We start from the raw sequence: 20,870 nt of genomic DNA on the forward strand, positions 1-20,870 counted from the left end.
TCCGCGCGAACAACAACAAAGGAACAGGGAATGAGCTTCCAGCAACCCAAGATCGACCTTTCCCCAAAAGTGTCGTCAGAGGTCCGCCAAACCACCTGTTACATGTGCGCTTGCCGCTGCGGCATCAACGTGCACATGAAAGACGGCCCCGATGGCAAGAAACAGGTCGCCTATATCGAAGGCAATCGCGATCACCCGGTAAACAAGGGCGTTCTGTGCGCCAAGGGCAGCGCCGGCATCATGCAGGTCAATGCGCCGTCCCGGCTGCGGTCACCATTGAAACGCGTTGGACCCCGCGGATCAGGCCAATTCGAAGAGATCAGTTGGGACGAAGCGCTGGACATGGCCGTTGGCCTGCTCAAACCCATCCGCGAGAAAAACCCCGAAAAGCTGGCGTTCTTTACCGGTCGCGACCAGTCACAGTCCTTTACAGGGTTCTGGGCGCAGAATTTCGGCACGCCCAATTTCGCCGCGCATGGCGGATTTTGTTCGGTAAATATGGCTGCAGGTGGCATCTACACCATGGGCGGCGCGTTCTGGGAGTTCGGCCAACCCGATTGGGATTACACCAAACTGTTCATGCTGTTTGGTGTGGCCGAGGATCACGATTCCAATCCGATCAAGGCCGGCATTGGCAAGATCAAGGGCAGAGGTGCCCGCGTCATTGGGGTGAACCCGATCCGGTCCGGGTATAACGCGGTGGCCGACGATTGGGTCGGCATTACTCCAGGCACAGACGGGTTGTTCATCCTGGCGCTGATCCACGTGTTGATGAAAGCAGGCAGGATCGATCTGGATTATCTGTCGCGCTATACCAATGCGCCCGTGCTGGTGAACGCGGCCGAAGGTCCGGAGAAGGGTCTGTTCCTGCGGGATGCAAACGGCAAGGAATTGGTGATTGACCGCACTACCGGAAAACTCACCCCATTTGATCAGCCCGGTGTGCGCCCGGACCTGTCCGCCACCTACCACGTCGACGGTATCACCCACCGCCCCGTGTTCCACCAGATGGCTGAACGGTATCTGGCAGATGAGTTCGCCCCCGAAGCCGTCGCTGACCGCTGTGGTATCCCGGCAAAACGTATCCGCGCCATTGCCGCCGAACTGGCCCGCGTCGCCTTTGACGAGGCGTTTGAGCTGGACCGGGAGTGGACTGATTTCCGTGGCGAAAAGCACACCAAGATGATTGGCCGTCCGGTGTCCTTCCATTCCATGCGTGGCGTCAGCGCCCATGCCAACGGGTTCCAGACCTGCCGGTCGCTGCATGTGCTGCAGATCCTGCTGGGGACAGTCGAAGTCCCCGGTGGGTTCCGGTTCAAACCGCCCTACCCCAAGCCCGTCGAAGCGCACCCGGCACCACATGCCAAACCCACGCCCAATACGCCGCTGGAAGGTCCACACCTGGGGTTCGTTCGTGGCCCTGAACACCTGGCGCTCAAGGAAGACGGCAGCCCGGCCCGGATTGACAAGGCCTTTACCTGGGAAAACCCGATGAGCTCGCACGGGCTCATGCATATGGTGATCTCGAACGCACATGCCGGCGATCCCTACAAAATCGACACGTTGTTCATGTATATGGCGAACATGTCGTGGAACTCCTCCATGAACACCAAAGGTGTGATGGAGATGCTTACCGACACGGACGAAAACGGCGACTATGTGATCCCCAACATCATCTATTCGGATGCCTACAGCTCGGAAATGGTGGCCTATGCGGATCTGGTGCTGCCCGATACCACATATCTGGAACGTCACGATTGCATTTCACTGCTGGACCGCCCGATCTGCGAAGCGGATGCGGCTGCCGATGCAATCCGCTGGCCGGTGATCGAACCGGACCGCGAAGTCCGCGGATTCCAGACCGTGCTGATCCAACTTGCCAACAAGCTGGGTATGCAAGGGTTCACCCATGAGGACGGGTCGGCCAAATGGGAAGATTATGCCGATTATATCGTCAATCATGAACGCAAACCCGGAATCGGCCCGCTCGCCGGGTTCCGTGGCGACGGCACCCAAGTCGGCCGCGGCGCCGTAAATCCCGAACAGCTTGATCGCTATATTGAAAACGGCGGGTTCTTTGTCGAACACATCCCGGTCGAAGCGAGCTATTACAAACCCTGGAACGCACAATATCAGGATTGGGCCGTGGGGATGGGGATTTATGACAGTCCACAACCCTATCTGTTCCAGCTTTATGTGGAACCAATGCGCAAATTCCAGCTTGCCGCCGAAGGTCATGGCGAGCGCCAACCACCCGAGCATCTACGCCAGCGAATCCTGGACACAATGGACCCTCTGCCGATCTGGTATGAAACCGATCAGCACGGCAACGAAGGGTTTACCATCAACGCCCTGACACAGCGCCCGATGGCGATGTATCACAGTTGGGGCACCCAAAACGCCTGGTTGCGCCAGTTGCACGGACGCAATCCACTGTATGTGCCGACCAAACTGATGCGCGAACACGGATTGAAAGATGGGGATTGGGCCAAGGTCACGTCGCCCCACGGCTCCATCACTGTGCCGGTCATGGAAATGGCGGCGCTGAACGAAAACACCATCTGGACCTGGAACGCCATCGGCAAACGCAAGGGCACCTGGGCGCTGGAAGAGGATGCTCCCGAGGCCACGAAAGGGTTCCTGTTGAACCATCTGATCCACGAACTTCTCCCTGCCAAGGGCGATGGTATGCGATGGGCCAATTCGGACCCGATTACCGGGCAAGCTGCCTGGTTTGACCTCAAGGTCAAAATCGAGAAAGCCGCGGGCCCGGATGCACAGACAGAATGCGACCCCAGCTTTGCGCCAATCACCTCTCCAGTGGGCACGGGCCCCAAGGAACTGAAGTGGAAGGTCGGCAAATGAGCGGGCAAAATTTTTGTGAAAAATTTTACCAAGACTTTTCCCAAAAGTCTTGGCTCGAGAACTCCAAGCGGAGGGCAATGACATGACTGAACTTCCTGGATCAACCGACCGCAAAATGGGTCTGGTTATTGACCTGGACACCTGTGTGGGCTGCCATGCCTGTGTGATTTCCTGCAAAGGGTGGAACACGGAAAACTATGGGGCACCGCTGTCCGATCAAAATCCCTATGGTGCAGATCCGTCGGGCACCTTCCTGAACCGGGTACATTCGTTCGAAGTTCAGCCGGAAGACGGCCATGCCCAATTGGTCCACTTCCCCAAATCCTGTTTGCATTGCGAAGATGCGCCCTGTGTCACCGTCTGCCCGACGGGTGCGAGCTACAAGCGGGTCGAAGATGGCATTGTGCTGGTCAATGAAAGCAATTGCATCGGTTGCGGCCTGTGCGCCTGGTCCTGCCCCTATGGTGCACGCGAACTGGATCTGGCCGAGGGCGTGATGAAAAAATGCACGCTCTGCGTCGACCGGATCTACAATGAGAACCTGCCCGAGGTGGACCGCATCCCCTCGTGCGTGCGCACTTGCCCTGCCGGCGCGCGTCATTTCGGAGACCTGGGCGACCCCAACAGCGATGTTTCCCAGCTGGTCGCAGAGCGCGGTGGCATGGACCTGATGCCTGAAATGGGCACCAAACCGGTCAACAAATATCTGCCACCACGGCCCAAGGACCAGATCGAAGATCAAATCGACATCCTCGCCCCCCTGCTCGCTCCGGTGTCCGAGACACCCCAGGGCTTTTTGGGGTGGCTCGACAAGGCGCTCGACAAACTGCCCGGAGGATCTGCCTGATGCATCCTGCACCTTCTGTCATCATTTTCACTACCCTGTCCGGGCTTGGCTTCGGGCTGTTGTTTTTCCTCGGACTGGGCAGACCCGACGTGACGGGCATGACCGCCTTTGTCTTTTATGCCATCGCGTATGGTCTGGCCTGTGGCGGGCTGCTGGCCTCGACCTTTCACCTGGGTCATCCTGAACGGGCCTGGCGTGCCTTTACCCAATGGAAAACCAGTTGGCTCAGCCGCGAAGGCGTCTGTGCCGTCCTGGCGCTGCTGGTTATGGGGCTGTACGCGATCGGCACCATTTTCCTGGATGCGCAATGGCGTGCCCTGGGCGTGGCAGGCAGCGCTTTGAGCCTGCTCACCGTCTTTACCACCTCGATGATCTACACCCAACTCAAGACCATTCCGCGTTGGCACACCGGACTGACCCCGGCGTTATTCCTGTCTCTGTCACTGGCTGGGGGGGCGTTGCTGGCCGGTCAGGTCCGGATAGCAACCTTGTTGCTGGTCGTCGCGGCCGTCATCCAATTGGCCTATTGGCATCAGGGCGACACCGCGTTGGAACGGTCAGGCACCAACCTGGGCACCGCAACAGGCCTGGGAGACCGCGGTAAGGTGCGCGCCTTTGAACCACCCCACACGGGCACCAATTATCTGCTGCGGGAGTTCGTGCATGTGGTCGGGCGCAAACATGCACAAAAACTGCGAATGATTGCCTTTGCACTTGGGTTCTTGTTGCCATTCGTTCTGTTGCTCTACCCGTTCGAAAGCATCGCACTCAAACATATCGTCGCCGCATTGGCGGTCGCGTCCCACCTCGCAGGTATCGCGACCTCGCGGTGGTTGTTCTTTGCACAGGCCGAACATGTGGTGGGACTGTATTACGGCAAACGCTGACACACGGCGCAAGGCACCCAAAAATACTGGTGTCTTACCGCAGAGACTTCTGCCCAAATTCAGGACAGGTCCGGAACAATAAAAAAGGGCGGCACTCCAGATGGAGGCCGCCCTTTGTTTCTAACAAGGATGCCTTACAGGATGCCTGCGTGGTCCATGGCCGCGTCAATCGCCGCTTTGGTGCTGTCTTCCAACCCGGTCAAAGGCGACCGGACTTCTTCTGAACACATGCCCAGTTTGCTGAGCGCATATTTCGCGCCAACCAGACCTGGTTCGATAAAGATCGCCTCGTGCAGAGGCATCAGCTTGTCCTGATAGGCCAGCGCCTTGGCGTAATCTCCTGCCAGAGTCGCCTGCTGGAATTCGGCACACAGCTTTGGCGCAACATTGGCGGTCACGGAAATACAACCCACACCACCATGCGCATTAAAGCCCAGCGCCGTGGCGTCTTCGCCCGACAGCTGAATGAAATCGGCTCCGCAGGACCCGCGTTGCTGGCTGACCCGCGCCAAATCTCCGGTGGCATCCTTGACCCCCACAATGCGCGGGAGTTTTGCCAGCTCACCCATCGTGGCCGGTGTCATATCGACCACGGACCGGCCTGGGATATTGTAGATAAAGATCGGCAGGTCGGCGCAATCATGCAGCGCCGTAAAATGCGCCACCATGCCGCGCTGGGTCGGCTTGTTGTAATAGGGGGTTACCACCAGAGCAGCATCGGCACCGACACGCTGGGCGAATTCGACAAAGCGAATCGCTTCGATGGTATTGTTGGACCCGGCACCGGCAATGACCGGCACACGACCGGCGGCCGTCTTGACCACTTCTTCGACCACGGTTTCGTGCTCTTCGTGGGTCAGGGTCGGGCTTTCACCGGTGGTCCCGACCGGCACCAGACCGGTGGATCCTTCGGCAATCTGCCACTCAACAAGACGTTTGAGCGTTTCCAGATCCAGCTCGCCGTTGCGGAACGGGGTGACGAGGGCAGGCATCGAGCCTTTGAACATGGGTACGCTCCCTTTGCAGTGCAGTTCATGTGACGGGCAGCCACCCGCCTGTTTTGCGACGTTGCCAGGAATTTGAGTTTGATCCCGACACGCCACGGACTATCGTCAAAGGCTCTAGCCCCTGATCCCAATGAATTGCAAGTGATGAGACGATTTCTGAGCCTGGTTGCCCTGATTTATTCGCTATGTGTGCTTCCTGTATCCGCCCAACCCGGCATTACCATGGGCAAAGCCATGGATTTGATGCGCGCGGAGAAATGGAACGACGCCCTGCGTACCGCCGGGCGGCCCAACAGTGTTGGGCGCGACATCATCGAATGGCACCGCCTGCGGGCATCGATGGGATCCCCCGACGAAGTCCTGGATTTCTTGAAACGACGGCCGGATTGGCCTGGGTTGGCCTGGCTGCGCAAGAAAAGCGAAACCGCCATGGTCAACGCAGGCACCGCCGACGTTTTGCAGTTTTACGCCGATCACCCACCGCAAAGCGCGGAAGGCGCATTGAATCTGGGCAAGGCGCTGATTGCATCGGGACAACGCGGGGATGGCGAAGCGGGTCTGGTGATCGCATGGCGGACAATGCCGATGGGCGACGGGCTGCAAAGCCTGTACCTGAAGGATTTCTCCAAGTTGCTAAAACCCCATCATGTGGCCCGGCTGGACAGGATGCTGTGGGACGGACATCTGGTCAGTTCACGGCGCATGTTAAATCTGGTGCCCGAAGCCGAACGCAAGCTGGCCGAGGCGCGAATCGCCCTGCAGGACAAAGCCCCTGGGGTCGATGCCAAAATCAAGGCCGTACCGGGATCGCTGCAGAACGCACCCGGATTGGCCTATGATCGATTCGTCTGGCGCGATCAAAAACGCCGCCGCGAAGACGCCATCACCCTAATGGCGGAACGCAGCGTGTCGGCCGATGCCCTGGGCGAACCAACGAATTGGGCCCGCAGGCGACGCGACCTGTCACGTCAGGACATGCGTGACGGCAACAACCGGCGCGCCTATCGGCTGGCCGCCAATCACTATCTGACACCCGAAGCAGGATATGCCTTTTCTGACCTGGAATGGATCGCCGGTTACATCGCGTTGCGCAAGCTGAACGACCCGGAACGGGCGGTGCAACACTTTGAACGCTTTGGTGCCTCGGTTGCGACACCGATCTCACTGGGGCGTGGCGGATACTGGTTGGGCCGGGCGTATGAAGCGTTAGGGGACGTCGATAAGGCCCATGCCGCATATGCGCGTGGTGCGGCGCATCAGACATCATTCTACGGAATTCTGGCGGCTGAAAAGATCGGGCGCCCCTTTGACCCTGCGCTGACGCAGCCACCGGATTTGCCGCCCTGGCGACAGGCACCTTTCATGAAATCCAGCGTCACCGAGGCCGGTTTGCTGTTGCTGGCAGCCGGAGAACTGGATCTGGCCGAACGTTTTCTGACCCATTTGGTGGAAACGCTGGATGACACCGCCGCAGCCCAATTGGGGAAAATGGCGGTCGACATGGACCGCCCGCATTTGGCCGTCATGATCTCCAAACGCGCGGCCCGCAGGGGACAGGTGCTGCATGATGCCTATTACCCGCTCCACCCGGTGGCTGGGCAAAAGTTGCCAATGGCCAAGGAAATGACCCTGGCAATCGCCCGACGCGAAAGCGAGTTTGACGCCAAGGTCATCAGTCATGCAGGCGCGCGCGGGTTGATGCAGGTCATGCCCGCCACCGCCCGTCTGGTGGCGGGGGATCTGGGTATCCTGACCAATCATTCTACCGGACGTCTGACGGCAGAATGGACATACAACGCCCGCCTTGGTGCCAATTATCTGGCCGGGCTGGCGGGTGAGTTTCAGGGCAATGTGGTGATGATGGCAGCGGGATATAATGCGGGTCCCAAACGTCCCATCGCCTGGATGGAGCGGTATGGCGATCCACGCAGCGGATCACCCGACATCATCGACTGGATCGAACACATCCCGTTCAACGAGACCCGCAATTACGTCATGCGTGTATCCGAAAGCCTGCCCGTCTATCGCGCCCGTTTGGGCAAGGATCCCCTGCCCGTCCCGTTCAGCCGTGAACTGGCCGGGTCAACGCTTCATGCGTTCGCGCCATAGGGTGAACAGGCCCGCGGCCATGATGATCCCCGCACCGATGGCGACATTGGTGCGGACCACTTCTCCGAACACCGCAATTCCCAGCATTGCCGCCCAGACCAGATGGAAATAGGCAAATGGCTGCACTGCGCTGGCTTCGGCCATCTCATAGCATTTGATCAGCAGCCAATGCCCGGAAACCCCCGACAGGCACAACAGGCCCATCCAGAACCAATCGGATTGGCTCATCGGTTCCCAATACCAGATACCGACCGCTGTCATGGCAACCGATCCGGCAATCCCGGTCCAGAAAAAGCTGGTGGCGGTGGTGTCGCGCCGCGCAGCATACCGTGTGAGCAACCCGTAGACTGCAAACATCAGAGCCGACAAAAAGGGAATGATGGCCACCGGATTGAACACACCCATACCCGGTTGCAGAATGATCAGCACTCCGATCAAACCGACACCAATCGCCACCCAGCGCCGCCAGCCAACACGTTCGCCCAGAACCGGCCCGCTCAACGCCGCAACCAGCAACGGGTAGACGATGAACACCGCCTGGCTTTCAATCAACCCAAGCAGGGTAAAGCCATAGACTGCGACACAGATTTCGGCCACCAACAGAACCCCACGGAAGATCTGTAGAAACGGCTGGCTGGTGCGAGCCGTCGCGCGAATGCCGCCCGCCGACCGTGTCGCCAGAAACACCACAAAGGCAGCAAAGAACCAGTAGCGGATCATCACCACCATATACGTGTTGTACGTCCCGGCCAGATGGCGGGAAATCCCATCCTGCAACGCAAAGACAACCGTGGCGGCAATCATCAGCAGAATGCCTGCGGACACATTGTTGGTTTGCGGCTGTACCGCTGTTGGCTGGGTCATGCCAGATGTGCCCTTGTCATATGCCGCTTGCGCCCGAAACCGGGGGTGCGGATCACGTCGAAACCAGCGGCCTGCAATCCTCGCCGCACGAACCCTGCCGCCGTATAGGTCGCAGCCGTTCCGCCCGGCACCGTATGGCACGCCACCTGTTCCATGAGAGCCGGATCCCACAATTCTGGGTTCTTGGCCGGTGAAAACCCGTCCAGAAACCACGCGTCCGCCTGCCCCGTCCACTCTGGCAGCGACGTTCGGGCGTCGCCAATGACGACTTCGAGACGCAAATTCCCAAGATCACACGAACCGGCACCGGTCCAGACCTGCAGAAACCGGTCAGCCCAAGGGGTTACGGCCGGAAACGCCCGCAAGGCGCGCGCCATGTCTTCATGCGCCATGGGAAAGGCTTCAAAACTGGTGAAATGCAGGCATCCCTGTTGCCCGCTTTGCTCCCACGCGGCCCAGGTCGCCAGCATGTTCAACCCCGTGCCAAAGCCCAATTCGGCGATGTGAAATCCATCACGGAACCGTCCGGGCAGGCCGTTGCCTCCCAGAAACACATGGTTGGTCTCGGCCAACCCGTTTTCAAGCGAGAAATACGGGTCGTCAAATTGATCCGACACCGGGATGACGTCATCACGCCAACTCAGATGGGCCTGCTGGTCTGCCATGCTGTTTTCCCCTAAGTGCTACGGTAGCTTCCCGGATAAGTGGCGAAAGGCGGTCGAAATGACAATGGTGGATGTGACTGTACGCGGCGCGGGGGCCTTTGGCCTGTCTATTGCCTGGATCTGTGCCCGGCGCGGCGCACGGGTGCAGGTTGTAGATCCGTTTGGGCCAGGCGCAGGTTCCAGCGGCGGTCTGGTGGGCGCACTGGCCCCGCATGTGCCCGAAAACTGGAACCCGAAAAAGGCGTTCCAATTCGAAAGCCTGATCCTGGCAGAACCATTTTGGGCCGACGTTGAACAGATCGGTGGTGTCTCACCGGGGTATGGCCGCACCGGCCGATTGCAGCCGATCCAGGACGACCGCACGCTGGCCTTGGCCCACGCGCGCGCCGAAACAGCCAAGGATCTGTGGCAGGGACAGGCAGAATGGCGGGTTCGCCCGATTGACGACGTTGGACCCTGGGCACCGCCCAGCGCCACCGGGTTTGTCATTCACGACACGCTCAGCGCCCGGATGCACCCGCGTCGGGCCTGTTCGGCCCTGGTTGCCGCGCTGGAGACGGTTGGCGTTCACGTTGTCAGCGAGGCACCGGATCGCGGTTTGGTTATCCACGCCACCGGCGCGGCAGGTCTGACAGAATTGGGGGCCGCTTTGGGCAAACCCATCGGCAACGGGGTCAAGGGACAGGCCGCTCTGTTGCGGTTTGACGCCGGAGACGTGCCTCAGCTGTTTGCCGACAGCCTGCATTTCATCCCCCATGCGGATGGCACGCTGGCCATCGGGTCGACGAGCGAACGCGAGTTCGAAACCGCGGATACCACCGATGCTCAACTGGACGACATTCTGGAGCGCGCCCGCATTGCAGTTCCCATCCTGCACAGCGCCGAAGTGATCGAACGCTGGGCCGGGGTGCGCCCCCGGGCGCGCACGCGGGCTCCCATGCTGGGGGCCTGGCCAAACCGCCCTGGTCATTTCATCGCCAATGGCGGGTTCAAGATCGGCTTTGGCGTAGCCCCCAAGATTGCCCATGTCATGGCTGATCTGGTGCTCGACAATCACGACACCATCCCCCAGGGGTTCCGGGTCCTTGATAATCTTTAGACACCAGTCACGGGTGCCAGCAAGACGCTTGCACACGCCTTGAACCGGTTACAAGCGGCTTCCACCGCTGTCTCAGAGGTCAGCTTTGATCTTGGCAACGGCGCTCATGCATTGTCGCCCGTCCGCTCCTCTGACCCACAAGTCATTGCCGTTCCGGCACAGGGTTGCGGTTTCAAAATGCATCAACGGAGAGGATGCTCTGAAACTGAACGTCTCCAATGGTCCCATCACATCTTCTGCCATCAACATCAGATGTTGCGCCAACAGCGGCCCATGGACCACCAACCCTGTATAGCCTTCGACGTCTTTGGCATAATCCAGATCATAGTGGATCCTGTGCCCGTTAAAGGTCAGGGCCGAATACCGAAACAGCAACGTCGAAGAAAACGCAACGTCGCGCCGGTCGGTTTCGTCCGACCGCGCATCAGGGGCAACGGGTCGGGGTGCGTCGGGAGCCGGGTCTTCGCGATAGACCAGATCCTGCCATTCGGTCAGACAGCGCACGCCCCCCTGCCAGATCTCGTGACGCAGCACCACAAATCCCAACGGGCCTGTCCGCCCGACCTTGCGGTCAGCACGCTCCAGCACGCTGCGTTTCTCTGCCTCTATTCCGGCCTTGAGCGGATGATCGAACGCCAATCGCCCACCTGCCCACATCCGACGCGGAAGACCCAGGTCCGGGATCAACCCACCGCCGACTTTGGGGTGCCCGTCCCGTCCCAACGCCGAGGGCGGCAAAGGAGTCCAGAAATACAATTGATGGAAAAACGGCGGCAGATCCGATCCGCGCGTGATGTTTTCTGCCTGTCCCAGCGCCACCTGGAACGCTGCGGCACGAGCGGGATCCAGCCCATCACTTTGACATTCCATTTTGGACATATAAGTAATCTCCGGTTAGACTGCGCCGCATGACCAAAGGACACTGCAAAAATGACCTTGTCACTGACATCTCTTGATCACTTGGTTCTGACAGTCAAGGATATAGACCGCACGATAGCATTCTATACGGAAACGCTTGGTATGACTGCCGAAATCTTTCATCCTCTGGATGGAACGACCCGCCATGCGCTGCGGTTTGGCTCGCAAAAGATAAACCTGCACCCGCACCGGCATGAGTTCTCTCCCAAGGCTGCAACACCCTGCCCTGGCACCGCGGATTTGTGCTTTTTGTCTACAGCACCGTTGCAGGATTGGCTGGACCACCTCGCCAAGTTGGACATTTCCATCATCGAAGGCCCGGTGCCGCGGACCGGGGCCGCGGGCGGTTTGCAGTCGATCTATATCCGCGACCCCGACGGAAATCTTCTCGAAATCAGCAACCGTCGCTGCTGATCCGGTTGCTGATCCGGTCGGGCCCACGTCGCAACAGAGCGGCGTTGAACGGCCTTACCCTGTCGCGTCGTCGCGCAGAATTTGCATCAACCGGGTCAGCGTTGCGGTGTATTGCGTGCTGATCAATTGGCCGTTGTCATCAAACTGGCTGGCAGCCCCCGCCAGATGAACCTGCGGGCCAGACACGAGCCGGGGTTGAAAGGGCACCATGAACCCGCGCAATACCGCCTGTGCCTGTTCACCACCTGCGCGCCCCGCCGCCGACGACATCACGGCCACCGGCTTGCCCATCCAGGGCGAACCGTCTGTGCGGCTGACCCAATCCAGGGCGTTTTTCAGAACACCGGATGGTCCTTTGTTGTATTCAGGAGTCGACAGGATCACGGCATCCGCAGCTGCAATCTGATCGGCCAGAAACTGAACCTCAGACGGGATCCCGTCTGACGCTTCTGCGTCGCCGTCATACAAAGGCAGGCGCAGATCCGCTTCGACATAGGAACACGGGCCAAACACACGCGCCGCTTCACGCAGCAATTTCCGGTTGGTGGCCTGTGCCCGCAGCGACCCAGATACCCCCAGAAGAACAAAATCGGACATGGTGGCGCTCCCTTGTTTTCACCTCACCTGACCTGTCTAAGCCAAGCGTGAAACATGAAAAAGCCGACCACCGCGCATTGGCTGTTCGGGAATGCACCAAAGGAAGCGCACAGCCTCAGCAACCGGAAACCCGGCCATGAACACTGATGGGAAAACGGCGCACTGGTTGGCTCACCAGCGCGCCCATCATAGCCTGACGTGACCTGGATGATAGAATCTCAGATCAACTCTGGCTGGGGATCACCACGATTTCGACCCGGCGGTTGCGTGCCTTTCCCGCCTCGTCCAGATTTGAGGCAACGGGTTCATCCTCACCACGGCCAGAGGTGCGAATGCGCGTATAGGACACGCCACCGGCCTGCAACTCGTCGGCAACTGCATTGGCGCGACGCTGGGACAAAGTCAGGTTGTACGATGCCTCGCCATCACTATCTGTATGGCCAATCACCTGAACGGTCGAATTCGGGTATCTCTGCAGGTTGGCGGCAACCTTGGACAGATCCGTTTTCAACACAGGGCGCACCGCATAGCTGTCAGTGTCAAACGTCAGATCATTGGGCAGAGACACCACCAACCGGTCGCCTTCATTAACGACCGAAATCCCATCGTCCAGCTCCTGACGCAGCTCGGCCGCCTGCTTGTCCAGCTCATTGCCGATCAGACCACCCGCCGCTGCGCCCAGAATGGCGCTCCCGGCGATGGTCGCGCCCTTGTCATCATCCGAAGTCAGCGCCCCAATTCCGGCCCCCAGAAGGCCACCAATAAGCGCGCCCTGCTTGGCCTTGGAATGCGGGTCATCGGGGTCCAGATACGCTGGATTGGTACAGGCCCCCATCACCAGAATGGACCCCATGGCCAGAACCGAAGTTGCTTTTGCGAATGTCATGACTGTGCCTTTTCTGCTCGCCCCGGTGATACCTGCCGGGTTTTACCTGAATATATCGGTGTTGCGCTGCCTCGGCTCAAGCCTTTGATCCGAATAATCGGCAATTCCCCGCCCAAGCTCTTCCCTTGGGCCCATTGCATCAGCTGTGCGCCGGCGAGGTCTCCTCCCACCGGTTCAGATCCTGCCAGACCATGCGCAAGGCATTGCCTTGCCCAATGAACTGTTCCTCCATCGGCTCACACCCCCAGATCCTGTCCGTGCGAAAATGGCGAAAGCCCCCGCGCAGCTCACACCATGCTGCCAGCATGGTGCACTCCAGATGGTAAATCACGGCAACCGGACGAACGATGCGCTGGCTTTCCTGCTCTTGCCCATTGCGATAGGTCAGGCGCAGCTTGCGTTCGTCTCGCACCGCGTCACGCAAGGCAGCGATCGACACACAGCCCCGCGCCGGGTCGTCCGGTGGTGCCCCCCAGGGCGCAACCTGCAACCAACTGCTATCCTCGTGCAGGGCTTCGATCTTGCGACAGATCCGGCTGGCGGCCTCTTGCAGGGCGCTGTCCCCCGTGCGCGCCAGCATCGACAACCCCACATGCAGGGCTTCGACCTCTTCGGCATCAAAATTCAACGGCGGCAGATCATAGCCACGCCGCATCATGTACCCAATCCCGGCCTCGCCTTCGACCGGGGTTCGCATGGCCTGAAGCGCCGAGATATCGCGGTAAATCGTGCGCGTCGAAACCTCCAGCCCTTCGGCCAGAGCATCCGCCGTCACCGGGCCGGGTGCCCCGCGCAGGATCTGGATGATTTCAAACAATCGGCTGGAACGGCGCATCTGATCCTCTGGTGCTGATTTCCTGCTGACACACTAGCACAGGCTCCTGACAACACCCTGTCAGGGGCGACCTGCGAGTGTCCTTTTATCAGAAAGGATCAAACCATGAGCTATTTCAACACCAAGACAATGATGAAACTGCAACTGGGCTGCTGGCAGGACGACCGCCCGCTGAAAGCCTATGAACGCGAACGCGAATTGCTCCGTCAGGTACACCAACCAAAGAGCAAACCGATGACTGTTGCACCAGCCGGGTGGCGGTTGTTCGGATGGCTGCGACGGCGGATGGCCTGACACCGCATGGGCTCAGGCCGCATCGGACCGACCATCGGCCTGCGCCGCCTCATAGGCCAGCATCGCCCGTTTCACCGGCAGCCCCCAATGATAGCCGCCCAAGGCACCGGATTTGCGCAGCGCCCGGTGACAGGGAATCAGGAAGCTGACCGGATTGCGCCCCACCGCAGTCCCAACCGCGCGCACCGCCTTGGGCGCTCCGACGGATTTGGCGATTTCGGAATAGGTGGTGACCTGCCCCGACGGGATCCGCAACAACGCTTCCCACACTTTGATCTGCATCGGTGCCCCGATCATGAACAGCGCCGTTTCGCCACGCCCTGTGAACACCGCCTCGACCAGTGGGCGCAATTGATCTGGGGCCTGGACATACGTCGCCTTGGGCCATCGGGCAATCATATCGCCCCAGGTCGCTTCAGCCCCGGTCTCTTCGGCAAAGGCCAGACCACAGATGCCCTTGGTCGTGCCCATGGCCAGCGCCTGACCAAAGGGGCTGTCAAACCATCCCCAGTTGATCACCAACCCGTCGCCCTTGCGGGCAAAGTCACCGGGGCTCATGGCTTCCCACCGCACAAACAGATCATGCAACCGCCCACTACCGGACAGCCCGACCGAATGCGCCGTGTCCAATGTTGAAAAGTGATCACGCAACAGGGTTTTGGCATGGCCCAGGCGTAGATATTGCTGATAGCGTTTGGGCGACACCCCGACCCAGGCGGAAAACAAACGCTGGAAATGGGCCGGGCTCATCCCCATCTGATCTGCCAATTCTTCCAGAGGCAAATCCTCTTCGCCCTGATCGATCAGGTCAATCGCACGTCGCATGACGCCGTAATGATAGCTGTTTTCGCTGGTCTCGACAGTCATGGACGACCCTCTCAAATTCGGATGTCTCTACTTTACGCCCGGCCTCCCGGTGCAATCGACCCGAAACTTGCGACTTTTTCCTGCACCTTGGGTCAACCGGTTTTTACCCGTTGCGGGAACCTGCGCGGCACGGCATTAAAGCAGCCATGGCAAAGCAACTCGATTATCATACCTTGCGCGAGATTTTCACGCGGTTTCAGGCAGCAGAGCCAGAGCCCAAAGGGGAACTGGATCACGTCAATGTCTATACGCTGGTGGTGGCGGTCGCCCTGTCGGCACAGGCCACCGACGCAGGCGTCAACAAGGCGACAAAGGATCTGTTCCAAATCGCTGACACGCCGCAGAAGATGCTGGATCTGGGCGAAGAGGGATTAATCGAACACATCAAAACCATTGGCCTGTTCCGCCAAAAAGCCAAGAATGTGATCAAGCTGAGCCGCATTCTGGTCGAAGAACACGGCGGTGTCGTCCCCAATTCCCGCGCGGCGCTGCAGGCGCTGCCCGGCGTCGGGCGCAAGACTGCCAATGTGGTGCTGAACATGTGGTGGCATCATCCCGCACAGGCGGTGGACACCCATATCTTTCGCGTGGGCAACCGGTCCGGGATTTGTCCGGGCAAGGATGTAGACGCGGTCGAACGCGCCATCGAAGATCATATTCCGGTCGATTTCCAGCATCACGCCCATCATTGGCTGATCCTGCACGGCCGGTACCATTGCAAAGCGCGCAAACCCCAATGTGGCACCTGCCTGATCCGGGACCTGTGCAAATTCGAGGACAAGAACCTATGAAAACCTACCAGCTTGCCGGCATCGGAAATGCCGTTGTTGACGTCATCAGCCACGGCGATGACAGCTTTCTGGAACTGATGGGCATTGAAAAAGGCATCATGCAGCTGATTGACCAGGAGCGCGGCGAGCTGTTGTATGCGGCGATGAACGAACGCATCCAGACCCCGGGCGGGTCCGTGGCCAATACAATCGCTGGTGCCGGAGCGCTGGGACTGGATACGGCCTTCATCGGACGTGTGCACGATGATGCGCTGGGGCGTTTTTATGCGGATGCCATGAACGAGGATGGCGTGGATTTCGTCAACCCGCCTGTTGCGGGTGGAGAATTGCCGACCTCGCGGTCAATGATCTTTGTGTCGCCCGATGGCGAGCGGTCCATGAACACCTATCTGGGGATTTCCACCGGACTGACCTCGGCGGATGTGCCCGAGGATGTGGCGGGCAAGACCCAGATCATGTTTCTGGAAGGGTATCTGTTTGATCACGACGCAGGCAAAACCGCCTTTCGCAAGGCGGCGCGGGCCTGCAAGGTTGGAGGCGGCCGCCCTGGAATTTCGATCTCGGATCCTTTCTGCGTCGAGCGTCACCGCGCGGATTTCCTGTCTCTGATTGAAAACGAACTGGATTTTGTGATCGGTAACGAGGCCGAAATCAAATCCCTGTGGGAAACCGACGATCTGGATGACGCGCTGCACAAGACAGTCGCCATCTGTCCGCTGGTGGTCTGCACCCGATCCGGTGATGGGGTGACGGTGATGGGTGAAGGCACCCGTATCGACGTGGCCGTCGAAAAAATCGTGCCGGTGGATGCCACAGGCGCGGGCGACCAATTCGCCGCCGGGTTCCTGTTTGGGCTGGCCAGTGGCCGGGATCTTGAAACCTGTGCCAAAATCGGCGGTGTCTGTGCGGCTGAGGTCATCCGACATGTTGGCCCGCGCCCGGAGGTCAGCGTCATGGACCTGTTGCGCGACGCCGGATTGGCCTGAGCAAGAACGGCGTTCTCCCGCCCGTCGTCAAGGCCCCTGAACGGGGCCTTTCCTCCCGTTGGGCGTGGCAGCGCATCCGCGCTGCCTGCTTGGCTTTGGTTGAGCTTTTCCGAGGGTTGGGGCGCTGGTTTGAACGCTCCGAGCCTCCGGCGGGGATATTTCTGGCCAGATGAAGGCCGGATCCTGATCCTGCCCCACGGCGCGCCGACCTGGAACGGGTCAGTTTCCCGCGCGCGGGGCGCAACGACCGCCCTGATGGCATTGCAGCACCTGTTTCGCTGCCTCGCCCTTGCCTGCGTCAAAGGCAAAACCACCGCATGGGTTGACCTGAAGCACATAGCCGCCGGGGCGTTGTTCGAGGAACATGACATATCGCGCCCCGTCCGTTGCCCCTGCACACCAGGGGCCATAACACAGCACTTCGAGGGTAATGTCTGAGGCAAACGGGGTCAGATAGCCAGCACGGCTGAGCGACTGCCCTTGGATACGGGCCGGAATGCGGCTTTGTTCCGGCGTGTGCTGCTGGTTCTCCCAGTCCGTTGTGGGCAGCAGGCTGTCATCAAAGGTCAGTTGCCCATCCACCACCACGAAATTGGATTTGGAGGCTGCGGCTTCGAGGTAAGCATCGGTTGCCCCCCAAGGCAGGCAGCTGAGCGCCACGGCCGGGCCGGCCAAAACCACACCAATCAATGCAGAAGACAACCGGCAGATCATGACAGGTGATCCTGAAAGGCCGCCAGAACCTGTTCATAGACCGCGCGTTTAAAGGGAACGATTTCGGCGACCAGACGATTGGGGTGTTGCCATTTCCATGTGGTGAATTCCGGGTGTTCGGTGGCGATATTCACCTGATCATCCGTGCCGGTAAAGCGCATCAGGAACCATTTCTGCTCTTGCCCGCGAAATTGCCCGCCCCAGATCACTGGAACAATGTCATGGGGCAGATCATAGGGCAGCCAACCATCGGTTTCGGCGACAATTTCAACCAGATCGGCGCGCACTCCGGTTTCTTCCCACAACTCGCGCAGCGCTGCATCCTTGGGGGCTTCGCCCGGATCCACGCCGCCCTGAGGCATCTGCCAGGCCTCTGCATGGCGGTCATTGCGTTGTCCCACAAAAATCCCCCCTCCTGGGTTCATCAGCATCACACCGACACAGGGGCGATAGGGCAGGTTGGTGATCTCTTCGGGGGTCATCGCGGGCTCCTGGTATGGTTGTCTGTCCTGTGTAACGCTGCCCCGGCGTCGCGCAAGGGGGTGACGCTGCGTATGAGATGACAAGCCGCCGCAGCGCGGCAATTCTAATGGGCAAATCAGGGAGAGTAATATGACTGCGTACCCAAACATGCTGGCCCCGCTGGATCTGGGATTCACCACATTAAAAAACAGGGTTCTCATGGGGTCGATGCACACCGGTCTCGAAGAAACACGGGACTGGAACCGGGTCGCAGAATTTTATGCCGAACGGGCCCGCGGCGACGTCGGGCTGATGGTCACCGGCGGCATTGGACCCAACCTGGAAGGATCGGTGCTTCCTGGCGCGTCGATGATGACCAATGACGACGATGTGGCCAACCATGCGATCGTCACCGACCGGGTACATGCGGCAGGCGGCAAGATCGCCATGCAAATTCTGCACGCAGGACGCTATGCCTATGGGCCAAAATGCGTCGCTCCCAGCCCGGTGAAGTCTCCGATTTCCCCGTTTCCGCCAGCAGAGTTGGACGAAGACGGAATCGAGAAACAGATCAGCGACATCGTCAATGCCGCGCAGCTGGCCCAAAAGGCTGGCTATGACGGGGTCGAAATCATGGGGTCCGAAGGGTATTTCCTGAACCAGTTTCTGGTGACCCATACAAACAAACGCACCGACCGTTGGGGCGGCTCCTACGAGAACCGGATGCGCCTGCCCATCGACGTGGTGCGACGCACCCGCGCGGCCGTGGGCAGCGATTTCATCATCATCTACCGCCTGTCGATGATTGACCTTGTGCCCAATGGCTCCACCCATGACGAGGTCGTTCAACTGGCGGTCGAAATCGAAAAGGCCGGTGCCACCATTCTGAACACCGGCATTGGCTGGCACGAGGCCCGCATTCCCACCATCGCCACGTCGGTACCGCGCGCGGCATTCGCCTGGGTCACCAAGAAGCTGATGGGCAAAGTGTCGATTCCGATCATCACATCCAACCGGATCAACACGCCCGAGGTGGCTGAACAGGTGCTGGCCGATGGCTGTGCCGATATGGTGTCAATGGCCCGGCCCATGTTGGCCGACGCGCATTTCGTGAGAAAGGCGATGGAGGGCCGCGGGGATCGCATCGCCCCCTGCATCGCTTGCAACCAGGCCTGTCTGGACCACACATTCAGCGGCAAGTTGACCACCTGTTTGGTGAACCCGCTGGCCTGCAACGAGACCGAATTGGTGATTGACCCGGCGGACGCGCGTAAATCGGTGGCCATTGTTGGTGCCGGACCGGCCGGGTTGGCTACGGCGCTCACGGCGGCGGATCGGGGTCATTCAGTCACATTGTTTGATCGGGCGGACGAGATTGGCGGCCAGCTGAACATGGCCAAACAGGTGCCCGGCAAGGAAGAATTCTGGGGGTTGGTCGATTGGTACCGTACCATGGTCGCGGATGCCGGCGTGGACGTGCGACTGGGAGCCGAAGTTGGCCCGGATGACCTGACCGGGTTTGACGAGGTGGTGATTGCCACCGGCGTCACCCCCCGCGATCCGCAGATCCCAGGGCAAGACCGCGACAATGTCCTGAATTATATCGATGTGCTGCGTCACAAGGCACCAGTGGGCAAACATGTGGCAGTGATCGGCGCTGGTGGGATCGGGTTCGATGTTTCCGAATTTCTGCTGCACGAAGGCACCAGCCTGACCGAAGACCTGCCTGCCTGGATGAAGGAGTGGGGCGTGACTGATCCCTCCGAACACCGATCTGGTCTGGCTCCCGAAGGACCGCAACCCCACGCGCCCGCCCGCGCGGTCACATTGTTGCAACGAAAGACAAAGGCCCATGGCAAAGGGCTGGGCAAGACCACCGGGTGGATCCACCGGGCCGCGTTGAAGATGAAGGACGTAAATTTTGTCGGCGGGGTGAACTATGAACGCATTGACGATGATGGTCTGCATGTCTCGTTTGGAGAGGCGCGCGAAAACCCGACCGTGATCTCGGCGGACACGATTGTCCTGTGTTCGGGGCAGGTTTCGGAGCGATCACTGGCGGACGCGTTGGCGGATCGGGGCGTGACCCCACATGTCATCGGTGGCGCAGATGTCGCCGCCGAACTGGATGCCAAACGCGCGATCAATCAAGGCACGCGGCTGGCCGCTTCGTTCTGATCAAACCGATGGTGCCCGTGCAAAACGGGCACCAGGGGATCAATCCACCGTGATGGTGATCTGTTCGGAATAGATCGGATTGACGTGCGGGACATGGAACATATCCCCCACCAGCAATTGCAAGGTATGTGTCCCCTTGCTCAGATCTAATGTGACTTCGGTCTGCCCACCCCCAAAATGCTTGTGGTGATCATCGCCAGGGATCCCATCGTCGAATGTGTCCAAAGTGTCGGCCCCATAGGCTGTGGTATCAATCAACAAATGGTGGTGTCCGGTATTGTCCCGCTCGGTTCCGGCCGGGGCCACCCCCAACTCTCTCAGGCCAAATTGCACTGTGACCGGCGATGAAACAGTATCGCCATCCTTGAGTGTAACAAAATAGACGGCAGCCCCATCAGGTGCGGCGGTGTCCCGAGCCAGCGCTGGCACTGCGGTCGACAACATGACCAGGGTGGCAACAATCGTGGATCTGATCTTCATGAGCTTCGTGTCCCTCTGTACGCGTTACTAAAAGAGGTTCAGAATGCAGGAAGACCGGGGCAAACCCCACCCCAAACAACGGCGTCCTCACCGGGAAGTGAAGCC

Annotated in this window: 21 protein-coding genes; 10 read left to right on the forward strand and 11 right to left on the reverse strand. The window is 59.6% G+C overall.

The window, feature by feature from the left end; all coding sequences use genetic code 11:
• Positions 1-30: 30 nt before the first annotated feature.
• The 3 genes from QEZ52_RS17930 (at position 31) to QEZ52_RS17940 (ending at position 4,599) form a co-directional block, all read left to right on the forward strand.
• Positions 31-2,865, forward strand: coding sequence for a molybdopterin oxidoreductase family protein (locus tag QEZ52_RS17930; protein WP_406645844.1), 2,835 nt, complete (start codon positions 31-33; stop codon positions 2,863-2,865).
• Positions 2,866-2,947: 82 nt separating this feature from the next.
• Complete coding sequence (locus QEZ52_RS17935) at positions 2,948-3,712, forward strand: 4Fe-4S dicluster domain-containing protein (protein WP_406645845.1); 765 nt, start codon at positions 2,948-2,950, stop codon at positions 3,710-3,712.
• Positions 3,712-4,599: a dimethyl sulfoxide reductase anchor subunit family protein gene (locus QEZ52_RS17940; protein ID WP_406645846.1), complete on the forward strand. Its 888-nt coding sequence runs from the start codon at positions 3,712-3,714 to the stop codon at positions 4,597-4,599. Before QEZ52_RS17935 ends, QEZ52_RS17940 begins: the two co-directional genes overlap by 1 nt.
• A 134-nt stretch (positions 4,600-4,733) precedes the next feature.
• Here QEZ52_RS17940 and dapA read toward each other — a convergent pair whose 3' ends face one another.
• The gene (dapA, locus tag QEZ52_RS17945; RefSeq protein WP_406645847.1) at positions 4,734-5,606 is read right to left on the reverse strand and encodes a 4-hydroxy-tetrahydrodipicolinate synthase; all 873 of its coding nucleotides are present in this window, start codon (positions 5,604-5,606) and stop codon (positions 4,734-4,736) included.
• Between the two features lie 144 nt (positions 5,607-5,750).
• Between dapA and QEZ52_RS17950 the strand changes: the two genes are divergently transcribed.
• Positions 5,751-7,715: a lytic transglycosylase domain-containing protein gene (locus tag QEZ52_RS17950; RefSeq protein ID WP_406645848.1), complete on the forward strand. Its 1,965-nt coding sequence runs from the start codon at positions 5,751-5,753 to the stop codon at positions 7,713-7,715.
• On the opposite strand, the gene QEZ52_RS17955 is transcribed toward QEZ52_RS17950, so the two are convergent.
• The gene (locus tag QEZ52_RS17955; RefSeq protein WP_406645849.1) at positions 7,689-8,579 is read right to left on the reverse strand and encodes a DMT family transporter; all 891 of its coding nucleotides are present in this window, start codon (positions 8,577-8,579) and stop codon (positions 7,689-7,691) included. The two genes, QEZ52_RS17950 and QEZ52_RS17955, sit on opposite strands and share 27 nt — an antisense overlap.
• Entirely contained in the window at positions 8,576-9,244 is a 669-nt protein-coding gene (mnmD, locus tag QEZ52_RS17960) for a tRNA (5-methylaminomethyl-2-thiouridine)(34)-methyltransferase MnmD (protein ID WP_406645850.1), read from the reverse strand. Before mnmD ends, QEZ52_RS17955 begins: the two co-directional genes overlap by 4 nt.
• Before the next feature lie 58 nt (positions 9,245-9,302).
• On the opposite strand from mnmD, the gene QEZ52_RS17965 reads away from it, so the two are divergent.
• On the forward strand, positions 9,303-10,343 hold the full coding sequence (locus QEZ52_RS17965) for an NAD(P)/FAD-dependent oxidoreductase (protein ID WP_406645851.1): 1,041 nt from the start codon (positions 9,303-9,305) through the stop codon (positions 10,341-10,343).
• Positions 10,344-10,415: 72 nt separating this feature from the next.
• On the opposite strand, the gene QEZ52_RS17970 is transcribed toward QEZ52_RS17965, so the two are convergent.
• The gene (locus tag QEZ52_RS17970; RefSeq protein WP_406645852.1) at positions 10,416-11,222 is read right to left on the reverse strand and encodes an acyl dehydratase; all 807 of its coding nucleotides are present in this window, start codon (positions 11,220-11,222) and stop codon (positions 10,416-10,418) included.
• 51 nt (positions 11,223-11,273) lie between these two features.
• Between QEZ52_RS17970 and QEZ52_RS17975 the strand changes: the two genes are divergently transcribed.
• Positions 11,274-11,675, forward strand: a complete 402-nt coding sequence (locus QEZ52_RS17975; protein ID WP_406645853.1) for a VOC family protein — start codon at positions 11,274-11,276, stop codon at positions 11,673-11,675.
• Positions 11,676-11,729: 54 nt separating this feature from the next.
• On the opposite strand, the gene QEZ52_RS17980 is transcribed toward QEZ52_RS17975, so the two are convergent.
• The 3 genes from QEZ52_RS17980 to QEZ52_RS17990 form a co-directional block, all read right to left on the reverse strand.
• Complete coding sequence (locus QEZ52_RS17980) at positions 11,730-12,272, reverse strand: NADPH-dependent FMN reductase (RefSeq protein WP_406645854.1); 543 nt, start codon at positions 12,270-12,272, stop codon at positions 11,730-11,732.
• A 223-nt stretch (positions 12,273-12,495) separates the two neighbouring features.
• Entirely contained in the window at positions 12,496-13,158 is a 663-nt protein-coding gene (locus tag QEZ52_RS17985) for an OmpA family protein (RefSeq protein WP_406645855.1), read from the reverse strand.
• A 139-nt stretch (positions 13,159-13,297) separates the two neighbouring features.
• Complete coding sequence (locus tag QEZ52_RS17990; protein ID WP_406645856.1) at positions 13,298-13,993, reverse strand: helix-turn-helix transcriptional regulator; 696 nt, start codon at positions 13,991-13,993, stop codon at positions 13,298-13,300.
• Positions 13,994-14,098: 105 nt separating this feature from the next.
• On the opposite strand from QEZ52_RS17990, the gene QEZ52_RS17995 reads away from it, so the two are divergent.
• Positions 14,099-14,287, forward strand: a complete 189-nt coding sequence (locus QEZ52_RS17995) for a hypothetical protein (protein ID WP_406645857.1) — start codon at positions 14,099-14,101, stop codon at positions 14,285-14,287.
• A gap of 12 nt (positions 14,288-14,299) precedes the next feature.
• On the opposite strand, the gene QEZ52_RS18000 is transcribed toward QEZ52_RS17995, so the two are convergent.
• Positions 14,300-15,154, reverse strand: coding sequence for a methylated-DNA--[protein]-cysteine S-methyltransferase (locus QEZ52_RS18000; RefSeq protein WP_406645858.1), 855 nt, complete (start codon positions 15,152-15,154; stop codon positions 14,300-14,302).
• 146 nt (positions 15,155-15,300) lie between these two features.
• Here QEZ52_RS18000 and nth point away from each other — a divergent pair, with 146 nt between their 5' ends.
• Both nth and QEZ52_RS18010 read left to right on the forward strand, forming a co-directional pair.
• The gene (gene nth, locus QEZ52_RS18005) at positions 15,301-15,945 is read left to right on the forward strand and encodes an endonuclease III (protein ID WP_406645859.1); all 645 of its coding nucleotides are present in this window, start codon (positions 15,301-15,303) and stop codon (positions 15,943-15,945) included.
• The gene (locus QEZ52_RS18010; RefSeq protein WP_406645860.1) at positions 15,942-16,931 is read left to right on the forward strand and encodes an adenosine kinase; all 990 of its coding nucleotides are present in this window, start codon (positions 15,942-15,944) and stop codon (positions 16,929-16,931) included. Before nth ends, QEZ52_RS18010 begins: the two co-directional genes overlap by 4 nt.
• 219 nt (positions 16,932-17,150) lie before the next feature.
• On the opposite strand, the gene QEZ52_RS18015 is transcribed toward QEZ52_RS18010, so the two are convergent.
• Both QEZ52_RS18015 and QEZ52_RS18020 read right to left on the reverse strand, forming a co-directional pair.
• On the reverse strand, positions 17,151-17,645 hold the full coding sequence (locus QEZ52_RS18015) for a hypothetical protein (RefSeq protein ID WP_406645861.1): 495 nt from the start codon (positions 17,643-17,645) through the stop codon (positions 17,151-17,153).
• Positions 17,642-18,127, reverse strand: coding sequence for an RNA pyrophosphohydrolase (locus QEZ52_RS18020; protein ID WP_406645862.1), 486 nt, complete (start codon positions 18,125-18,127; stop codon positions 17,642-17,644). The genes QEZ52_RS18015 and QEZ52_RS18020 overlap by 4 nt, the downstream gene beginning before the upstream one ends.
• A gap of 130 nt (positions 18,128-18,257) precedes the next feature.
• Between QEZ52_RS18020 and QEZ52_RS18025 the strand changes: the two genes are divergently transcribed.
• On the forward strand, positions 18,258-20,285 hold the full coding sequence (locus QEZ52_RS18025; protein WP_406645863.1) for an FAD-dependent oxidoreductase: 2,028 nt from the start codon (positions 18,258-18,260) through the stop codon (positions 20,283-20,285).
• 39 nt (positions 20,286-20,324) lie between these two features.
• Here the strand turns inward: QEZ52_RS18025 and QEZ52_RS18030 are convergent, their stop codons facing one another.
• Entirely contained in the window at positions 20,325-20,765 is a 441-nt protein-coding gene (locus tag QEZ52_RS18030; RefSeq protein WP_406645864.1) for a DUF4399 domain-containing protein, read from the reverse strand.
• Positions 20,766-20,870: the final 105 nt, after the last annotated feature.

It is taken from the genome of Aliisedimentitalea scapharcae, assembly GCF_045277565.1.
In the GTDB taxonomy this organism is placed as follows: Bacteria; Pseudomonadota; Alphaproteobacteria; order Rhodobacterales; family Rhodobacteraceae; genus Aliisedimentitalea; species Aliisedimentitalea scapharcae.